Annotated in this window: 14 protein-coding genes; 9 read left to right on the forward strand and 5 right to left on the reverse strand. The window is 53.4% G+C overall.

Annotated features, from left to right (window positions below):
- The first annotated feature begins 100 nt into the window (after positions 1-100).
- The 3 genes from KF814_00930 to KF814_00940 are packed head-to-tail and all read left to right on the forward strand — an operon-like array spanning position 101 to position 4,589.
- Positions 101-1,258 (forward strand): hypothetical protein, encoded by a 1,158-nt coding sequence (locus KF814_00930; protein ID MBX3234688.1) that lies wholly within the window; start codon positions 101-103, stop codon positions 1,256-1,258.
- Positions 1,255-3,525 carry a Mov34/MPN/PAD-1 family protein gene (locus KF814_00935; protein MBX3234689.1) on the forward strand — a complete coding sequence of 757 codons (2,271 nt, stop codon included), beginning with the start codon at positions 1,255-1,257 and terminating at the stop codon, positions 3,523-3,525. Before KF814_00930 ends, KF814_00935 begins: the two co-directional genes overlap by 4 nt.
- Positions 3,522-4,589, forward strand: coding sequence for a patatin-like phospholipase family protein (locus KF814_00940; GenBank protein MBX3234690.1), 1,068 nt, complete (start codon positions 3,522-3,524; stop codon positions 4,587-4,589). Before KF814_00935 ends, KF814_00940 begins: the two co-directional genes overlap by 4 nt.
- Positions 4,590-4,655: 66 nt before the next feature.
- Here KF814_00940 and KF814_00945 read toward each other — a convergent pair whose 3' ends face one another.
- The 3 genes from KF814_00945 to KF814_00955 form a co-directional block, all read right to left on the reverse strand.
- Positions 4,656-5,414 (reverse strand): ImmA/IrrE family metallo-endopeptidase, encoded by a 759-nt coding sequence (locus KF814_00945; protein ID MBX3234691.1) that lies wholly within the window; start codon positions 5,412-5,414, stop codon positions 4,656-4,658.
- A gap of 342 nt (positions 5,415-5,756) precedes the next feature.
- On the reverse strand, positions 5,757-6,200 hold the full coding sequence (locus KF814_00950) for a hypothetical protein (protein MBX3234692.1): 444 nt from the start codon (positions 6,198-6,200) through the stop codon (positions 5,757-5,759).
- Positions 6,197-6,820, reverse strand: a complete 624-nt coding sequence (locus KF814_00955) for a hypothetical protein (protein ID MBX3234693.1) — start codon at positions 6,818-6,820, stop codon at positions 6,197-6,199. The genes KF814_00950 and KF814_00955 overlap by 4 nt, the downstream gene beginning before the upstream one ends.
- Positions 6,821-6,970: 150 nt before the next feature.
- Between KF814_00955 and KF814_00960 the strand changes: the two genes are divergently transcribed.
- The 6 genes from KF814_00960 to KF814_00985 all read left to right on the forward strand — a co-directional run bounded on the left by KF814_00960 (position 6,971) and on the right by KF814_00985 (position 14,519).
- Positions 6,971-7,678 (forward strand): TnsA endonuclease N-terminal domain-containing protein, encoded by a 708-nt coding sequence (locus tag KF814_00960; protein MBX3234694.1) that lies wholly within the window; start codon positions 6,971-6,973, stop codon positions 7,676-7,678.
- A 362-nt stretch (positions 7,679-8,040) separates the two neighbouring features.
- Complete coding sequence (locus KF814_00965) at positions 8,041-9,615, forward strand: hypothetical protein (GenBank protein MBX3234695.1); 1,575 nt, start codon at positions 8,041-8,043, stop codon at positions 9,613-9,615.
- Between the two features lie 21 nt (positions 9,616-9,636).
- Entirely contained in the window at positions 9,637-10,605 is a 969-nt protein-coding gene (locus KF814_00970; GenBank protein ID MBX3234696.1) for an ATP-binding protein, read from the forward strand.
- A gap of 92 nt (positions 10,606-10,697) precedes the next feature.
- The gene (locus tag KF814_00975) at positions 10,698-11,987 is read left to right on the forward strand and encodes a hypothetical protein (GenBank protein MBX3234697.1); all 1,290 of its coding nucleotides are present in this window, start codon (positions 10,698-10,700) and stop codon (positions 11,985-11,987) included.
- A gap of 394 nt (positions 11,988-12,381) precedes the next feature.
- Positions 12,382-13,026 (forward strand): TrkA C-terminal domain-containing protein, encoded by a 645-nt coding sequence (locus KF814_00980; protein ID MBX3234698.1) that lies wholly within the window; start codon positions 12,382-12,384, stop codon positions 13,024-13,026.
- Between the two features lie 74 nt (positions 13,027-13,100).
- Positions 13,101-14,519, forward strand: coding sequence for a Do family serine endopeptidase (locus tag KF814_00985; GenBank protein MBX3234699.1), 1,419 nt, complete (start codon positions 13,101-13,103; stop codon positions 14,517-14,519).
- 204 nt (positions 14,520-14,723) lie between these two features.
- Here KF814_00985 and KF814_00990 read toward each other — a convergent pair whose 3' ends face one another.
- Both KF814_00990 and radC read right to left on the reverse strand, forming a co-directional pair.
- Positions 14,724-16,829 (reverse strand): elongation factor G, encoded by a 2,106-nt coding sequence (locus tag KF814_00990; GenBank protein MBX3234700.1) that lies wholly within the window; start codon positions 16,827-16,829, stop codon positions 14,724-14,726.
- Positions 16,830-16,946: 117 nt separating this feature from the next.
- A complete protein-coding gene (radC, locus tag KF814_00995) occupies positions 16,947-17,663 on the reverse strand; it encodes a DNA repair protein RadC (GenBank protein MBX3234701.1) in 717 nt (238 codons plus the stop codon).
- Positions 17,664-17,739: the final 76 nt, after the last annotated feature.

The raw sequence follows: 17,739 nt of genomic DNA on the forward strand, positions 1-17,739 counted from the left end.
TCTATTCGGTCAAAGTGGGAAATGAGTCGCTTGATTGGATATACGACACCCCTGAAGCAGGCCATCGATCAAACCATGACTCTACCAAGAAAGGAACACCATGAGCGCCCCACATAAGATTGTTTGCTATCCGGTAGGGAATGGCGACACAACCCAAATCATATTATCAAACGGTCGTCGGATACTGCTCGATTACTGTCACAGGAAGAAGGGAGAAGAAACTGAGTCACCAGAGATCGATCTTAAGGAACGACTCAAACAAGAGCTGAAAAACGCTGAGCGAGACTATTTCGACATAGTCGCCTTCACCCATGCTGACCTTGATCACATCCAGGGCAGCACGGAGTTCTTCGACCTGCAACATACAGAGAAATACCAAGGGGAAGGGCGTATTAGAATTCGTTGTCTATGGGTTCCGGCCGCTATGTTGCTCGAAGAGGTCGAAAGGGATGAGCAGAGTGAGGAATTTTGTATCCTACGCCAGGAAGCGCGACACCGGTTACTTGAGGGCAAGGATATTCTTGTTTTCTCTAAACCCGACGCACTCAAGGATTGGCTGGAACCAAAGCTTAAAGAACGAGGGGAAGCGGCTAATGCACGGGATCACCTATTTATTGACGCCGGAACCATTGTGCCTGGCCTTTCGCTAGCATCCGATGGCGTAGAGTTCTTTTGTCATTCCCCTTTCATTAAGCACTGTGATGGGACTGACATCGTTAGAAACTCAGCGTCTCTGGTCTTCAATGTCCGCTTTCTAATTGGAGGAGCAAATTATGACTATTTCCATGTTGGGGACACTGAATGGACCGATATTGAAGATATTGTAAAGACCACACTCTACCACAAGAATGATGATCGACTCGCATGGGACCTCTATAACATCCCTCATCACTGCAGCTACCTTGCTTTGAGTGACGAGAAAGGGGATACAGAAACCAACCCCAAACCCCTTGTAAAACATCTGTTACTGCAAGGTAAGAATGATGCCTACATGGTTAGCTCCAGCAAACCTATTCCTGATTTAGAAGAATCATATAAAGAGACTCAACCTCCACATATTCAAGCACGCAAAGCATATAAGAGACATCTCGAGGAAGTTGAGGGCCGGAAGCTTCTTGTGACAATGGAAGAACCAAACGCCAATAAGCCGGAACCACTTGTTTTTGAAATAGCAGGGGGGGGAATTACTTGGCGACGCGCAGCCTCTCTTGGAGCTGCAGCCATCTTGACGTCCCGTCCCCCAAGAGCTGGATCATGAAAGAAGAGTACTATACCCTTCATAATTTACGAGAACTTGACGACAAGGACCAACTTAAAATTCCTCGTGCCCGAGCCCTGCTTACTGCGGCAAAGCGGCAACGAGATTATTCTGTCCGCCAAATACTTCAAAAAGACGATGGCGCCTTTGAATGTATACTTGTAGATATCGAAACCGATGGGGTGCCGAAGAACAATCCGTACGGCATCAAATATAAAGAACGATTGGCTCTGTGCGTACCAGCAAACGCAAAAGAATTGGTGATTGTCCTCGCTCTTCGCAAAGACTTTCCAGCACTCATTCACCAGAATCAGACACCGCCGAATACAGCGAAAAGCCTCTGTCTTTATTTTGAGCCACCAACTTCAGTCTCTCGAACATGGACGCCAGATAATTTTCTCCGGCGAATTCAGTGGTGGCTTGAAAGTAGCGCTACGAATCAGCTTCATCCAGCAGACCAGCCCGTTGAACGTTTATTTTTTGTTAGCAAGGATGAGTTGGTATTGCCTTGGGATTTCGAAAAGACCCGTCAAGAAAATGATCATCGCCTGGTAATCGTACGTGGTCCTGAACGTCCTAATGGAGGTGTGACATTCTTCCTTGAAACCCTCTCCGCAACTAGCCAACTCCCAAAGGGTGCGATTCAACCCATCGAGTTCACCCTCCCTGCTATTGTACAAGGCCATGTCGAAAGTGATCCTACAACGTTAGGCGAACTGGCAGATCTTCTTGAGAGGCGGGAGATTAGCTTTCTTCAAATGCTGAAAGAAGCTTCATCTAAGCTGGTTGGAGCAATGGGAGTGCCTGAATCTGCAGATGACAGGCTTTCGGTGATCATCTTAAATATTCCAGTGACCCGAGGGGAAGGGCAAGCGGCCGAAAAAATCACACGTCGAGCATTCATTGTGGGAGTTGGCGCATTAAAGCTTGGAGCTCTTACCGGAGCCCTGTTCTCCCACGACGTCCAAGACGGCATACGCACTATTAAGAAGTATTTTAATGCAGCCGGACTTTTGGGTGGCAAATCACCCATTGAGTGGCGAGACCAACTTATCTTGCCTATGGAGGTGCTCTATCAGAATGATGCTGCGTCATGCAGAAGGCAGTCAGGGGTTGGAGATGAAGGTCCAACCGGAGTATTAGTTGGTGCAGGATCGCTTGGCAGTGCCTTGATGAACCTTTGGGGTCGTTCCGGGTGGGGACGATGGACGGTAATCGATAAGGACCATATTAGACCGCATAATGTGACTAGGCATTCAGCTTACGCTCAACATATTGGCCATTCCAAAGCAATGGTCGTCGCGGAGCTACATGCGGCAGCGATGCATGGCTCCAGCACCCTCACTCCTGTGCACGCTGATGCTGGCAATTTCTCTCAGCCTTCCGTGATGGATGCACTGACTCATGCCCAATTGGTTGTTGATGCATCTACCTCTCTCGAATATCCTCGCAGCGCCAGTCATATTGACGCTATAGGCAGGCACATATCCGTATTCGTTACTCCTAACGGCAACGCGGCTATTTTGCTTGCCGAAGATGAAAAGCGGGGTATTAGGATCAGAAGCATCGAGGCACAGTACTACCGTGCGCTTATTCAGGAAGCTTGGGGCAAGCAGCATCTCGATGGGGCCCATTCGTTTTGGAGTGGTGCTAGCTGTCGAGACATATCCATGGTAATGCCCTACTCCAGAATTGTGAGCTATGCTGGCATATTGGCAGAACAGATCCCGATGATATCGCTTCGCCCTGAAGCCGTTATCCGTATTTGGCAGCGAGATCCACAACATGGGTCGGTAGTGGTGCATGATTACCCTGTGGCATCCGAACACCAGATTAAGTTTGGAGAAACAGATCTTTACATCGATGCTGCAATAGAGCAACAACTTCGAGAGTGGAGATCTGCAAACTTCCCAAATGAGACCGGCGGAGTTCTATTGGGTTACCATGACTTCAACATTTCTGCACTGGTAATCGTTGCAGCCCTACCAGCACCCCCTGACAGCAAATCAAGTCCTCGTTCGTTCGAACGTGGTGTTGAAGGTTTATTACAGGCAGTGCAAGAGGCGTCCCGGCGAACAGCAGGCATCGTTGGTTATGTCGGCGAATGGCATAGTCATCCACCAAGACATTCAGCGTCGCCCAGCACAGACGATTTCGTTCAACTCGTGGATCTCACGCGCAAAATGTCAGAGGATGGGCTTCCTGCTGTACAACTTATAGTGGGTGAGAAGGATGTACAGATACTCCAGGGCACGATGAGAGAATGATTTTGCCATCGAGCATTGCGCTTGCTCTATCAGGCGGCGGCATCCGAGCAATTGGTTTTCATCTTGGCGTGATACGTCTACTCGCAGAACGTTGCTTGCTAGAGCACGTCGAACGAATCTCTACAGTGTCCGGTGGCAGTTTGCTTGTGGGGCTAATACTTCAAGCTAACCAGTATCAATGGCCATCTTCAGATCTCTTTATCGAGTCGGTATACCCAAATCTGCGTAATTCGCTGTGCAATAAAAGCTTTCAGTGGGGAGCCCTCCGGCAGCTCCTAAACCCTGTAAACCTGCCGTTCGTTTTTTCTCGAGCAAATTTATTGGCGTTAGCTATCGAAAAGGAATGGAATATTCGGATTAAGCTATCTGAATTGCCGATTAGACCAGAATGGTCCATCAATGCTACGACAGCTGAGAATGGCAAACGTTTTCGGTTTAAGCGAAGTGATATTGGCGACTATCAGCTAGGCTATGCTTCTGCTGGAGACTTTCATCTTTCGAGCGCGATGGCAGTTTCCGCTGCTTTTCCCGGAGGGTTCGGACCACTACGGTTAGACGCCACGCTCTTTAATTGGCAAAAACGGGAATGGAATTCGCTTAAGGGAACTGAGCAGCCTGTCAATATAGGCTACAAATCTCTGCATCTATACGACGGGGGTGTCTATGATAATCTCGGGTTGGAACCATTTTTTGATGCAGGGCGCAGCAAGGCCAAGCATCCAGGGACTGCTATCATCGTCTCGGATGCCGGACGTCCCTTACCTTCCGGATTCGATTTTTTTTCGCTGAATCCGTTTCGACTTAAGCGTGTCGCCGACATCATGTCAGACCAGTCTCATGCATTACGTGTTCGGACCTTCTCCAACTATCTCCAAGAAAGCCCAGGACGGGGAGCGTTCATATATATTGGGACGCCTATAGAGCCTACATTACCCTGTAAGTCAGCTACATACACCTCGAACTTTCCTACGACATTACGCCGAATTGATCTTACGGAGTTCGATTTGCTGGCCAACCATGGATATCAGGTAGCGAAACTGGCTGAGCAAGCCTATGGCTTATGAGGCTACCCAAAATCGAAAGAGAATTGATGCGGCCTTGTGCAAGCCCTGTGAAGGAAACCCGATGTACTACCTTGCAGGAGACGATGTCCAAACAACCAAACTAAGGACAAGATGGGCAGTGATTCGCACCGTGTCTTCGACGACATTCCTAATCGACTCGTTTTTTCCACCAAACCAGACTGAGGCTGGGACCTTTCTAAGGCCTGTTGGCTCTTCATCTCGCTTAAGAAGAGCAGAAGCTCCAGATTCAACAGGAAGGCTACGTCTCGGCCAACATTGCGCTTCCTTAGCACTGGGACTTAGCTCAAACCACTGTCGGCCGTGCTCGCTCGAACAAATGAGGGCGGCTTCACTATTTGTCAACTGAACCGCTCGCATAGCGGTTGCCGTAATGCTGGTTTCGAACTGTTCCGCTAGCCACCGCACCGTCTCAAACGTCATGGCCCTATTCTGTAGCAGCGGTTGAAATAGATACTGGGGAAGAAGCAATTCAGATGCATAGCGATTCGCCACTCCTTCTCTATCATGTCCATCCCATTTACAAATTAGCTGTTCATTATCACAGACTAGCGCAACCTTGCCGCGATGCTTCAACCAATGTCCCAGTTCATGTGCAGCCGAAAATCTTTTTCTCGATACGGTCGCTCTCTGGTTGACCGTGAGGATTGCACGATCACCATAGCCGATTATCCGTCCCTCACACCCTACAAGTGGTTCGTATGTCACGGTGGCGCCGCAATATTGTGCAATGGCCTCAATATCGATCTCACGGGGAGCAGTCACGCCCAATGCTCTGAGTAGTGCTTGGGGATCGTCAGCAAGCATGATACGCCATCAAGGAAAGAAGAGCCTTGTCAGAATGTAATACGAGCATCATGGAGAAGGAGGTGCTCTTCCTCAATTAGGAGAACAGGAGACCGGCATGAAAAACAAATTGAATTTTATAGTACCGCGTGACCCGTCGCGACGGCAAGCAACAGACCAATTTGCATGAGCGCCGATATACGAGTGCTGCTGTGGCTTTCTAGGACCATAAATGCTGCTGCTGACGGGCGAGCGTAAATTGATTTAGAGTGAAACTTGCTACCTGCGAGGGATGCCATTCCTAGGATTCGACATGGATGTATTGTCGACATGACGTCTCAGATCTTGAAGTTTGTATAAATGCTAGCTCTTCTTGAATTTGAGCAGACCCAAGACGTGTAACTGCCGCAAAAGACTGTCAACGTCTGCTGGCGCCATATCGCTCAATTTATGATACTGGCCGGTTAGCACCGCGGGCTTCAGATAGTGGTGATGATCCAGACACGCCTTGAGGAGCTGTAACTTGTCTTTCATGGAGGTCGGCAATGACAGGGGGATCTGCTTGAGTGAAGTCACTTCTTTTTTGTAAATCTGTCGGGATTTAGCCAATGCTTGGTGACCAGACGCTCCGAGCGCCTGTGCAAATACACTCGTTGCACGCTGACCAAACTGTTCTGGGTCCAAGCCACTTACGCGGATTTCTTCATCCAATTCTTCTTCTGAGAGATTCCTAATTGATTCAGCCTCTAAGTCGAGCAGGCGCTCATACTGAGACCAAACGTCGTTCGTGTTAACTCTTGGCTTCATAACCGTCCTTCCAAATTGCGTTTTCTGATCTTCTTCATGGCGCGCACTATTTGCATATTGTATACGGCGTATTGCCGTTTTTGGATTGCTAACTTACCACAGATATCCGGGCCGCTGACTCCGTCCATTTGAAGCTGAAATATCTTCATACCCATTGACTGCTGGCCCAGAATTTCCGCCATCTGTTCTTTAATCTTGTCCAGAGCGAGCTGACGCTGCTTCAGTTCCAATTGTTCTTCAGGATTGGGGAGGGCAGACGGAAAGTCGTCTGCGGTCTTTGTCCCCATTTCAGAGTCGAGATCGCCCTCATCTTGTGAGTTGAGTGAGGAGAAGAGGAGAGGCTCCTGATACCGTTGACTAGTGTGATGCTGCGCATGATTGCTCACTTGGGACCGGATTACGTGGTACAGATGGTCGCGCATCGGGTATTGCTTGTCCCAGGTGCGAGCCCCCTCGAGCGTGGCCGTAATGGCTTCGTGCACAAAGTCTTCATCCACCATTCCTCCCGCCAAAGGGCCGATATGAGCCACAAGCTGCCTGGCTTGCCACAGTAAACTCTTGCGCTCTCTTAGGGTAAGTGCCTCGAGGGCGCGTCGGATCTCATCATGAGTCGCTCCCATAAATTGAATTCGTCCAGAGTCTAAGACCGATGGCTCAAATATTTATTTCCGATTGTCCCGTTAAAAACTGACGAAAACTCAGTATAGCGAAGTATGAATCAGGAGAGTGCTTCCGAAGCAGTCAGGATACCACGACAAAGAAGGATCGAAATGAGAAAAACGATTTGCGGACAGAAGCCGATTAAAGGAGACGCTTCAGCGCCAGTGTGGAAACAACTGCGTGGCAGCTACGGAAGTAACTTTTGGCAGATGTATAGCTGGAAATTAGATCGGGACGTCCACTTCTACAGTAGTCTTGAACGTGACCACGGCGTGATCGTCGAAGCCGATCCCACCGTCGCCTCGTTCTGCGAACAACCGCTACGTATCAAAATCAAGCTGGATGGTCGAGATCGTGAAACAGTGATGGACATGCTGATCCAGTTCACGGACGGCCGAACGGAATATCGTGAAATCAAATACGTCAACGATGTGCAAGCCATTGATGATCACTCTCGAGTCTCTCGGCAATTGGCGGCTCAACGCGAGTGGGCGTTCGTCACCGCGAATGACTATAAAGTCGTCACGGACGAGGAAATCAGGAGAAATCCCACATTTCTTCGGAACTGGAAGCAAATCCTAGCCTATCTCGCCACGTATGCCTCCTATGATCTCTCAGAGATCGAACATCAACTGCTCGCCGCGTTCGACATCAAACCTTCTTGGTCCCTGAAAGATCTGGAACGTCATCTCGCACCTCAAGATCGCCAAGCGGTAAAGGCCTCGATCTTTCGCCTGATCCATGGTGGTCTGTGCACGGCTCCACTCGACGTGTACCCATTGACCAACTCTATAGCCATACAGCGAGGGACAAAATGACGGTATCGAAGCCTCGAATGGATCGCGACTCACTCCCGCCCGATGTGACAAATCTCTCTTGTTGGCCGACTGTCGATCTCGATCTTTTAGATGAGAAAAATGCGGCTCGAGTCAAGAAGCGGATTCAAGCAGTGAGTGACTATATCGAGGGACAACCCGTTGGGATCATCTCGAAACAAGCGGCCATCCCACGCCAAGAGGTGTATCGGCTCGTCACACGTTGCATACAGCCTCACGCTGACGGACGAATCTGGGGATTCCGAGCGTTGCTGACAGCATGTCGTATCAGCTCCTACATTCGAACGGCCACCATAGACGGAGCCAGACATTCTCAGCAGGGAGGGGCCGCGGGAGCGCTCACGATGCTGTTCGAGCGATTCCCGGCGATCCAACAAGCTGTTGACGCCTTGTTCCTGAAGAAAGTGAAAGATGACCTTGTGCAGGAATCTCGCATGCCAGTCAAGGCGATTCACAAGTACTTCATTGACAAATGTAAGGAAGCTGGCCTGACCGCGAGACACTATCCATTCAACATGAACCATCGGGGACGCCGTGCGCTGTCGAGCTATCTGAAGCGGGTCTTTAAATCGAACCTTAAACAAGCAGTAAAGGCGCGTCATGGGACTGATGCCGCGCGAGCGCTCGCCTCGAAAGAAGCAGGTCCCGACAGTATCGTGACCAGACCCTTCGAACGGGTAGAGTTTGATGGCCATCGGATCGATGTGATGTGTACGATTGATCTGCCGAATCCTTATGGAGGCACGCAACGGCTTGTGCTTGAGCGACTATGGCTGCTCGTCATCGTCGATGTGAAGACTCGCGCAATTCTGGGGTATTCCTTGGTGCTGAATTCCGAATACAACGCAGGAGATGTCCTCCGCTGCATCAAGCATGCCTTAACCCCATGGACGCCGATGACCTTAACCATCCCCGGGTTGAAGTATACGAACGGCAGTGGGCTTCCTTCTGGAGTCCATGCCGAATGTGCAGGGGCGTTGTGGGACGAATTATGGTTCGACAATGCCAAAGCTAATCTGGCAGAGGCGGTTAAATCGAATCTCAGTCGAGTAGTCGGATGTGCGATTAATGCGGGCCCTGTGAAAACCCCTACACGTCGGCCCTTCATTGAACGATTCTTTCAAACATTGGAAGAAAACGGATTTCATCGGCTGCCATCTACGACGGGCAATGGTCCCAAGGATCCCCGCCGTAAAAATCCAGAAGATGCGGCGCTACGTTGGAATATCTCCTACCAACACCTTGTTGAACTGATCGACGTATTGATTGCGCGTTACAATGCCGAGCCGCATTCGGGGTTGGGGTATCGATCACCGCTCGAGATGCTTGAGTACTTTATAGTGAATGAGGGATGCGAGTTCCGTTCGATTCCTGAACAGAGGAGACGAGATCTGGCGCTGCTCCACATCCGCGTCTGGCGCTGTATTCGTGGAGATGTGACGCAGGGAAAGTGCCCCTACATTGAATTTGAAGGGGTTCGCTATTACAACGATGTCCTCAGGCACAGCCCTGATCTTATCGGAACACGCCTTTCGCTCCTCGTTGATCCGGACGATCTCCGTTGTATTACCGCATATCTCGAGAATGGAAGCGAGTTTGGCGTACTCACCGCGCATGGCCTGTGGGGCCGGACGCCACATACGCTCACCGTTCGAAAGGCCATTAACAATCTCCGGGCTCGAAAGTTGATCTTCTATACGGATACTCAAGACCCCATCCGTGTCTATATGGATTACCTCAATAAGGAAGCCGCGACGAGTAAGTCTGCGAGAGCAGAGGCCACAAAACTCAAAGAAAGCCTTCGGACAATTACCAAGACCGAATCCACGTCGTCAGTCGCCAGTGCCACAGAGTCGACTTCCTCAGCGTCATCTCGCACGATCCATACCCCTGCCATGAGGAAAACCCGCCTCGATTAATCGAAGTGAAAGGAGTACCGAATGTCCCGTGTCCTGCACACAAGACCATATCTGCCTTCTGGAACTCATCCAGTCGAAACTGGACGGTATACACTCTCCACGCCTCCATTAGGTCTCTTCTGTGACCAACTCAAAATCTGGGTCGAGAATCGGGCTGTCGGCGCCATCGTGACAGCGCCGCCGAGATTCGGAAAATCCAAAGGGATACGATTCGCTATTCATGAATTGCACGCGGAACTTGGCGAGAAGTTTCCAGTGTTCTCATTTAGCTGTCAGCACCATCAGCATCTGACCGAATCACGGTTTTTTGAAAATTTGCTGAGCGATTTTGGTCATGCCTTTAGTGACCGTGGATCCACCAACACAAGGCAAGCTCGACTAACACAGTTTTTGATCCAGCAAGCCTGTGCAGGTCATCATCGACGCCTGGTGCTGATTGCGGACGAGGCACAGAAACTTCAGGAGCCTCACTACAATTGGTTGGTCGACATCTATAATAAGCTGGATCGTCAGGATATCGCGACGACCGTTGTGCTTGTTGGGCAACCAGAATTAATTCATCAACGAGATGCCTTTGAGAAGGCTAAAAAAATGCAGATCGTCGGCAGATTCATGGTGCATCTTCACGAATTCGCCGGTCTACGAAATCTGGAAGATTTCACTTACTGTCTGAAAGGCTACGACGAACAGTCCGAGTATCCCGAGGCAAGTGGCTATTCATTCACACGATACTTTTTTCCCTCCGGATTTGACGCGGGATGGCGGTTGGCTAAGGAGGCCGAGATTCTCTGGGAGGCGTTTCAGCACGTGCGGGCAGAAGCTAAATTGCCTGGCACTAGGGAAATCCCAATGCAGTACTTTTCACGGACCGTGGAATACGTTCTGAAGAATTTTGGGTCCATGGATAGTGGCCCACCGACCATTTCACTGAATCAGTGGAAGTATGCCATCGAATGTTCCGGATACCGTGAAGCGGGGAGATACATATGAGCAACCTCGTCGACATACGCAGTCAAATGATGCCTCAGACACGATATACGTGGGATGCCAGCCAATGCGTTCCGTTCGAATCCTCGTGGTCAATGATTCAGAAGTTCATAGGATTAAACGCGTGTGGAGCTCGGGATATTCAACGCGAATTCGGTCTACCGGCGAAGAATCAGCATCCCCAAAACTGGTCTGATCGGGACCGGAATCTACACCACTGGGGCGCGCTCAACCCAGAACTCATACAACGCGCATTGAACCTTACCGACCTTCACATCAGGACGGCATGCACTGTTGACTATATTCGCCCGGATGAGGTGAAAGTGTTAGCGAGTCGATTCCTTCGCATCTGCCCGAAATGCGTCAAAAACGGTTTTCATACGCCTTTCCATCAATTAATATTCATTCCCGATTGCCCTCTGCACCAGATACCGCTTTTGGAGGTCTGTGGTGACTGCGGAAAGCCGACGCCTCAGTACTCGTTGTCGAAACAGGCATGTTCTACCCCCTACGGGTGTGCTGAATGCGGAGCGGTCTGGTGGCAACAGGGTCGTGTCGGACAGCTGACAGCAACAGAGCAAGACGCGCGGTTTCTCATCATGTCTGAGGTCGGGGAGTGGCTCACGAAAAGAAAGGAAGGCCAGACAATCGAGGCGCAAATTTCGAAACTTGCTCGATTTATACCGGACACGTATGAATTTCAGGCCTATGTTCGACGTCTTCCTGAGAGATGGGCGGATGTATTAGGAGTGAGCGTACCGCACCATCGGACTGAAGTGCGGCAGGCTGACTTGCATGTCACGGTTGAGTATATGACGCGTAGCGACGAGGGATCGAATTCTTCTGGCTTGTTAGACAACAAGAAGTATTTCGAGGTGTATCGCGCGATTCGACGTGCCATCACAAAGCGGGTTCGCAAATCCCACAGCGAGTGCTTTGAAAAAATGGGACGCGGGATTTGGTTCCCGGTCACGACCAGAGAAGTGGCTATTCGACAATTCTGCCCAGAAGCTTACGCGCTACTTCTTTGGAGAATGTTCTGGGAGAATATCGATGTTCCGCAGAAATTATTTTCGCGGCAACTTGTGCTCTTTCATCGTGAGATAGATTTTGTATCCGATCGACATCCTACGAATCTCTCCGATGAAGCTGCGCTGCGAATCTTCGGTTTGGAATGCTTAAGAACGTATCGACGATGCCAGGAGATTGGGAACCTCATGTGCCAAAGAGAGCATATCGGTTTCCCACTGCAGAGCTTGAATAAGGATCGTGCTGGTGAATGGGTTGTGAAGATTCCTCAAATTGGAAACAGACAGAAACTGCATTGGTGGTGGCCAAGACGATGGGAAAAGGCTCCTTCGATTCAAGGCCACAAAGCTGCTTAGCAAGACATGCTAAAAGGAACTTCTCAGTGAAGCATATTTTGTAGGAGAGCGCATCGGGTTCTTCGACTAGCTGAAAACGGGGCGGCCGACCCACTTCAGCTGGTCTGATTACTCCAAAGCTTTCTTTCCACCGTTTTCTCCAAATTCCTCCAATTGACTGCGATCGGCAGCCAAGTCTACAGTCTGCATTCACACTCAGAAGATTTGAGAACAGTGGCTACTTAAGACCTTGCTCTAAGGTGTCGTGGAATGCGCAATTTTGTACGAGCGAAGGACTGACATGATTTTACTTCCGAAGTGTAATAAGATTTACTTGTTCGGACAGAAACCGTGGTGCCGGAAGTTAAGACTTCAGCATAAGTTTACATAATATATCTTATCAGACATTTCTGAGATGCTGTCCTTTGAGCTGTTAGCGCGGATCCGAAAAGAACTCTCGCTTACCGGCAGCGCCTTGTATGAGAGCATCCTGGCAATTGCCGAGCGCGTCAACCGTAAGGTCCACGTGCTGCGACTCCACGGACAAGCCACGTCGCTCCTGACACAGATCCGCACGATTCATCGCCAGGTCGGTCAACGGGTCGCGACTCGAGTCGCGGATCCCGCCAGACCGCATGCCGACCTGACCGCGGATCCCGCGCTGCCCCCTTTGGACGACCTGCTGCGCAATGCCTCGGATCGCATCAAGGCCCACCGGCTGACGCTGCAACAGGTCGAGACACACATTCGGGAGCTCAAGGAGGAGCTCGTCCATGACGAGTTGCTCAAGATCCAACGGGACTTGGGCGTTCACGGCGCCGCCATTGAGCGCCTGGTCGTTGCCCAAGGCGCACCGGTGATCGGTCACCCCATCGGCGAATTCGACCTTCCAGCCACGATGCGCCTGGCAGCGGTTTTCCGTGGGCCCTTCCTCTTACCCCTCAGCGATTCCGTCGCGCTGCGGGCCGAAGACATTGTCGTCCTCATCGGACTGCGCGAAGATCTCGCGCGCTGGGCCCCGCACTTTCAGGGCCCGGTCGTCTCCTCAAGAACTGCGTAGCCGGTTCTTTCCCGCTCAATCGCCGATCTGGTATTCTGTAACCTTCAGGCCGGACACGTCATAGGAGTCATCTCATGCATAGCCGTACGTCTTTTTCGCACCGTACCCGCCGAGTCCTGCCCCTTCTGGTGCTGGGCTCGCTGCTTGCGGCTTGGTCTGGTCAGACCATCGCGGCCCCGTCGGATCACCGGCCGGGCCCTCCGAAGGATTCGCCGGGGCTTCGGCTCCTCGAGGATATCCAAACCGTCATCACGGATTTGGCGGAGGACACGAAGCCCTCCGTCGTCAGCATCTTTCCGATTCAGGCGCTCGGCCGGTCGCGCGACGGTTCCGGCGATCGCACCCCGAGCACGACCGGATCAGGCTCCGGCGTGATCGTCGACCCGGAAGGCCATATCATCACCAACAACCATGTCGTGGGCGACGCCAACGAGGTTGAGGTCCGGTTGTCGGACAAATCCAAACTGTTCGCTCAGGTCATCGGCAAGGATCCCGACACGGACTTGGCGGTACTCAAGGTCACCAGCGACCACCCGCTCCCCTCCGCCCATTTCGGTGATTCGGGCACCGTGAAGGTGGGTCAATGGGTACTCGCGGTCGGCAATCCCTTCGGCTTGGACCGCACCGTGACGCTGGGAGTCGTAAGCGGCGTGGGCCGCGAGAACATCAATCTCTCCCGTTACGAAAACTTCATTCAGACGGACGCCTCGATCAACCCCGGCAACTCCGGCGGTCCGCTCTTCAACCTGCGCGGCGAGATCATCGGCATCAACACCGCGATCATCAACTTCGCGCAAGGCATCGGCTTCGCGATCCCCTCGAACATGGCCAAACAGGTGATGCAGCAGTTGATCGCCAAGGGCCGCGTCGTGCGCGCCTGGCTGGGCGTAGGGCTTCAACCGTTGACACCCGATCTGGCAAAGAAATTCGGGGTCGACGAAAACGAGGGCGTGCTGGTCAACGAGGTATTCGAGCGCGATCCGGCCGCGATCGCCGGCATCAAGCCGGGAGATGTCATCACGAAGGTCGACGGCGCCTTGGTGGATACGCCGAACAAATTGTCCCGGTTGGTGGCCACCCTTCCGCCCGGGGCCACGACGCAGGTTGAAGTCGTCCGCGACGGACGACGGATGACCCTCCCGGTGTCTTTGAGCGAGCGTCGCGATACCGCCACCGTAGCCTCGATTCCGCAGGCCCGATCGGAAGTGAAACTTGGGATCGACGTGCAGGATCTCACCGCAAGCTTGGCTGAAAAATTCCACTTGCGCGAGACGAAGGGCGTGTTGATCGCCAAGGTCGAAGGCGGCAGCTTGGCTCAAGCGGAAGGTCTTCGTGAAGGCGACCTGATCAAGGAAGTGAATCGAGTGGACATCGGCACCGTGGGAGAATTTACGGTGGCCGTCTCGAAAGTCCGGCGCGGAGAAACCGTGTTGCTCCGCGTCATGCGGGAGATGCGGGCGTTCTACGTGGTGCTCAAACCGTCGGACCACTAACGACAGCAACCGGTCGAACGGACCTCTATTCGAATAGAACGACGTGAGCTTCGGCTCACGTCGTTCATGCAACGAAGGTTGAATGACGCGGGAAAGCCGCCCGTCACCAGCCGGCAGTTCCCAAATCTCTACTCCCTGTTCCTCTCCTCCGGGTTTGCCCGATTTCCTTTGCGTTGCGGTTCGCCCGTGACCTTCCCCGTTCGATCAGTGCGCCCCCACTGCCTGCCGCCCTGCCCTGTGTTCTTCGACGATGCGTACCGCCAATTCCCTCGGTACCTCGTCATAGTGGGCATATTCCATCACATAACTCCCCCGCCCGCCCGTAATCGAGTTGAGCGAGGGTGCATACTTCAACATGTCGGCCAGCGGAACCGTCGCGGTCACGGTTTCGGTGTGTTCGTTGGCCATCACGGTGACGATGCGCCCACGGCGGGCATTGAGATCCCCGATCACGGCCCCGATACAATCCGCCGGCGCGTCGACTTCAACGGTCATGACCGGCTCGAGCAGAATCGGGTGCGCGGTCTCCATCGCCTTCTTGAATCCCATCGACCCCGCAATCTTGAACGACATTTCCGATGAATCCACCACATGGTAGCTGCCGTCGTAGACGCTCACCCGCACATCGACCACCGGGAACCCCGCGAGCACACCCTCGTGCATGGCCTCGACCACGCCCTTCTCGACGGCTGGAATGAAGTTGCGGGGAATCGCCCCGCCCACGACCTTGTTCTCGAACTCGAACCCTTTTCCACGTGGGAGCGGTGCCAGTTCCAACCAACAGTCGCCGTATTGCCCGTGCCCACCCGTCTGCTTTTTATATCTGCCCTGCGCCTGCGAGGTGCTGCGGATCGTTTCCCGATAGGGAATTTTCGGCATGTGGAGCGTCACGTCGGCTCCGTACTTTCGATGTAGTTTTTCCAACGCGACGTCGATGTGCAATTGCCCCATCCCGCTGAACACCATTTCCTTGGTCTCCGTGTTGCGCACGAATTCGAGGCTGGGATCCTCCTCGATCAGCTTATGCAGCCCGAGGCTGACCTTCTCGATATCCGCCTTGGACTTGGGTTCGATCGCAAAAGACACCACCGGCCGCGGCGCAGGAAGCACCGGATACCGGATCGGCGCCTGCTCATCACAGAGCGTGTCACCGGTCAGACTGTCTTTCAGCTTTCCGATCGCAATGATGTCGCCGGCTGCGGCCCGCGGCACGGCCTGGTACTTTTTGCCGAAGATTGAAAAGAGATGCCCGCCTTTTTCTTTGGTCTGGCGGGAGGCATTGTAGAGGGGCTTATCAGCCTCGAGCGTGCCGGAGCAGACCCGTACATAGGACAACCGGCCCAGAAACGGATCGATGATGGTCTTGAAGATGAAACCCGAAAAGGGATCAGTCGACGTGGGCTGGCGCAGCACGGGCGCTGCGTCATCGGAGATGCCCCGCCCCTGTAACGGCGAGAGCGCGGCCCGCTCGACAGGGGAAGGCAACAACGCCACCAGATAGGCCAGCAGCGAATGGAGGCCGATCATCTTGGTTGCCGCCCCGCCGAGCACCGGTACGAGCGTCCCCCGATGCACGGCCGCCTTGAGCCCCGTCAACAGATCTTCCTCTGACAGAGCGTTTTGCGCCAAATACCGGTCCAGCAACGTTTCATCGGTCTCGGCTACTTCCTCCATCAGTCGCCGACGGCCTTGGTCGACGGCCGCTTCACTGTCCGCAGGAATGGCGCCTTCGAGCGCCTGCGGCCGGTCCGGCTTCGGCGTGACCGAGACCAGACGCAGAAGATCGACGACGCCGCTGACGAGCGCTCCGGCACCGACCGGAACGGTCAGCGGCACGGCGGTCACCCCGAGTTCCTTCCCGATCGCCTCCACGGTTCGCGCAAAGGCGGTCCCATCTTTGTCGAGCCCGTTGACGAAAATCAGACAAGGCAACCCGGCTTCACGGATCGCCGCCCAGAGCCGCTGGACATCGCCGCGCACCCCCATGCCCGCGTTGACGAGCAGAATCACGCCGTCGGCCGCGCGGAGCGCGCCTCGGGTTTCGGCCACGAAGCTGGAGGCCCCAGGCGCATCGAGCAGATTCAGTGTGTGGGATTGGAACGGGCAGTGCAGGACACCGGTGTTGAAGGAGGTCCGGTGACGGATCTCTTCCGGCTCGAAATCGGAAACCGTGGTGCCGTTCGGGACGGAGCCTGGAATCGGCACATGACCCATGCAGTAGGCGAGCGCTTCGACCAACGAGGTTTTCCCTGCTCCCGCATTCGACACCACAGCGACGTTCCTGATGGATTCGACGGGGGGAAAATGCATGGCGACCTCCTTCGGTTCGGCGGCGGATCCGAAGACCCGCAGGTCAGAGTGAATATCGAGCTACATACGATCCTTCGATCCTTTCACTTTGAGCGAGAGATTCCCCAGAAACAGGCTTCATCGCCGCGACGGCTCCGGTTGCAACCAACCCTGATCGGCAAAACTTACATACCGGCCGTCACCGACGATCACGTGATCCAGTACCTGAATACCCAACAACTGCCCCGCCGAAACCAGACGCGCGGTCAGGACGCGATCTTCCTGACTCGGTGTCGGATCGCCGCTCGGGTGATTGTGCAGAAAAATGACCGCGGCGGCGGAGGCCCGTACGGCGGGGAGAAACACTTCCCGCGGATGCACGATGCTGAGCGTGAGACTTCCTTCCGAGACCGTGAGGTCTCGAATGATACAGTGTTTCGCGTCCAGCAGAACCGCCGCGAAGACTTCATGCCGCAGATCGCGCAGGCGTGCATGGTAATGCTTGAAGAGATCCGCACTGGAATGGACCCTTGTGCCGGTCGACAACGGCGCAGCCGCCGCCCGTTTTCCAACTTCTACAGCCGCTTTCAGCTGTGCCGCCTTGGCCGGACCAATTCCCGAAACCTGACACAGTTCCTCGGTGCTCGCCTGGATCAACCCTTGGATTCCGCCGAGTTGGCCCAATAAGTCCATGCCGACCTGCACCGCCGACGCATCCTCGCGCCCGACGCGCAACAGAATCCCCAGTAATTGTGCGTCCGAGAGGTGATCAGCCCCTTGCCGGAGCAGTCGTTCGCGGGGACGCTCCTCTGCCGGCCAGGTCCCGATCCCGCCGCTGTTCTTTCGACGCCCCATAGGCACTTTCTACGACAAAAAACTGTCAGGTTGCACAGTTTTGTACCAGGACTTTGACGCTTGACAGGCTGAAATT

The organism is Nitrospiraceae bacterium, assembly GCA_019637075.1.
Lineage (GTDB): Bacteria > Nitrospirota > Nitrospiria > Nitrospirales > Nitrospiraceae > JAHBWI01.